Genomic DNA, 2,174 nt, shown 5'->3' on the forward strand with positions numbered 1-2,174 from the left:
AGACGCGGTCACCTCAGGATGAGGAGGATGGGTTCGACAGCCGCCCTGCACCCGACATCCCGGCGGGTGCAGATCCCGTAAAACCGGCCCCTACTCCGCCGGCGAGGCCACGGTGCCGACATGGTCGAGGCGCTGGTCGGTGGTGGTGAGCTGCCCCTCCCACTTGGCGACCGCCACGGTGGCGACGCTGTTGCCCAGCACGTTGGTGGCCGAGCGCCCCATGTCCAGGAACTGGTCGATGCCGATGATCAGCAGCAGCCCGGCCTCCGGGATGTTGAAGTGCGCCAGCGTCGCCGAGATGACCACCAGCGAGGCGCGCGGCACGCCGGCCATCCCCTTCGACGTCACCATCAGCAGCAGCAGCATCGTGAGCTGCTGACCCCAGCTCAACGGGATGTTGTAGGCCTGCGCGATGAACATCACCGCGAAGGTACAGTACATCATCGAGCCGTCGAGGTTGAACGAGTAGCCCATGGGCAGCACGAACGACGTGATGCGGTTCGGCACCCCGAACTTCTCGAGGTTCGTCAGCATCTTCGGGTAGGCCGCCTCGCTCGACGCGGTCGAGAAGGCGAGCACGAAGGGCTCCTTGATCAGGTTGAACAGCCGCATGATGCCGCCGCCCCCGAGCATCAGGAAGCCGACGCCCATGAGCAGCGCCCAGAGCACGGCGAGCCCGATGTAGAACTCCACGAGGAACTTGCCGTAGGTCACGAGCACGCCGATGCCCTGCGTGGTGATCGTCGCCGCGATGGCGGCGAACACCGCCACGGGGGCGAACATCATCACGTAGCCCGTGACCTTGAGCATCACGTCGGCCAGGCCCTCGATGCCCTGCGCGAGGAGGCGCCCCTTCTCGCCGAGGGATGCCAGGCCGACGCCGAAGAAGATCGAGAAGACCACGATCTGCAGGATCTCGTTGTTGGCCATCGCCTCGACGGCGCTCTTCGGCACGAGGTGCGTCACGAATTCCTTGAGCGACAGCGAGGCCGCCTTGAGCCCCGTCCCGGCGCCGGCATCGGGCAGCGGCAGGTTCAGGTTCTGGCCGGGCTGCATCAGGTTGACCATGATCAGGCCGAGCATCAGCGAGCAGAACGAGGCGCCCACGAACCAGAGCAGCGCCTTGCCGCCGACCCGGCCGACCGCAGCGGTGTCCCCGAGATGCGCGATGCCGACCACGAGCGTGGAGAAGACCAGCGGCGCGATGATCATCTTGATCAGCCGCAGGAACACGTCGGAGACCAGCGCGATGTAGCCGGCGATCTCCTTGGCGGTCTGCGGATCGGGCCAAGTGATGCTGCAGGCGTAGCCAACGGCGATTCCGAGGAGCATGCCGACGAAGATCATCGTCGTGAGTCTCGACCCTGCCATCGGTACTGCTCCTCGCCTGAGCCCGGGATGATCGAGCATTTCAATTCGTTAACGTGTCGCAGGAACTGCGCCGCACGCAAGCCCGGCCGGGGCGCGTTACTGGCGTGGTCGACTGTTTTCGCGCGACGCTCGGGCGGCGATGAAACCTGTGGCCGGTGTGCTACGGCTGCGGTACGAGACTTGCCCCGCCGCGCCACCTGCGGTTCCCGTAGGCGGCACGAGAAACCTGCGCGCGCGAGAGTTCATGGACGTCTTCGTACAGCAGTTGATCAACGGGCTGACGCTCGGCTCGATCTATGGCCTGATCGCCATCGGCTACACGATGGTGTTCGGCATCATCGGCATGGTGAACTTCGCTCACGGCGACGTCTTCATGGTCTCCTGCTTCATCGCGCTGATCACCTTCCTGCTGTTGACCGTGTGGCTCGGGGTCAGCTCCATCGCCCTGGCCTTCCTGGTGGTGCTGGTGGTCGCCATGGTGCTCACCGCCCTGTGGGGCTGGGCGATCGAGCGCGTCGCCTACCGGCCGTTGCGCGGCTCGTTCCGGCTGGCGCCGCTGATCTCGGCGATCGGCGTCTCGATCTTCCTGTCGAACTTCGTCCAGGTGGTGCAGGGCGCGCGCAACAAGCCGACGCCGCCGATGCTGTCTGGGGGCATCACCCTGTTCGAGCGGGACGGCTACGCGGTGTTCCTGGCCTGGAAGCAGGTTCTGATCATGGCGGTCACCGCCGTGCTGCTCACGGGCTTCTGGTATCTCGTCCAGCGCACGCCCTTCGGCCGGGCGCAGCGCGCCTGTGAGCAGG

At 65.9% G+C, this 2,174-nt stretch carries 1 protein-coding gene and 1 pseudogene; one reads left to right on the forward strand and one right to left on the reverse strand.

Translation table 11 applies throughout. From position 1 onward, the window contains the following. Positions 1 to 90: 90 nt before the first annotated feature. Entirely contained in the window at positions 91 to 1,371 is a 1,281-nt protein-coding gene (locus I53_RS27000; RefSeq protein WP_043356732.1) for a dicarboxylate/amino acid:cation symporter, read from the reverse strand. A 244-nt stretch (positions 1,372 to 1,615) separates the two neighbouring features. Between I53_RS27000 and I53_RS27005 the strand changes: the two are divergent. Further along, positions 1,616 to 2,174, forward strand: a pseudogene (locus tag I53_RS27005) (branched-chain amino acid ABC transporter permease); the annotation flags it as partial.

The sequence above is a fragment of the Methylobacterium sp. B1 genome (assembly GCF_000333255.1).
GTDB lineage: Bacteria > Pseudomonadota > Alphaproteobacteria > Rhizobiales > Beijerinckiaceae > Methylobacterium > Methylobacterium fujisawaense.

Coding starts and splice junctions, on each gene's coding strand:
- I53_RS27000 (WP_043356732.1), bottom strand. CDS start 1,371: ATGGCAGGGTCGAGACTCACGACGATGATCTTCGTCGGCATGCTCCTC.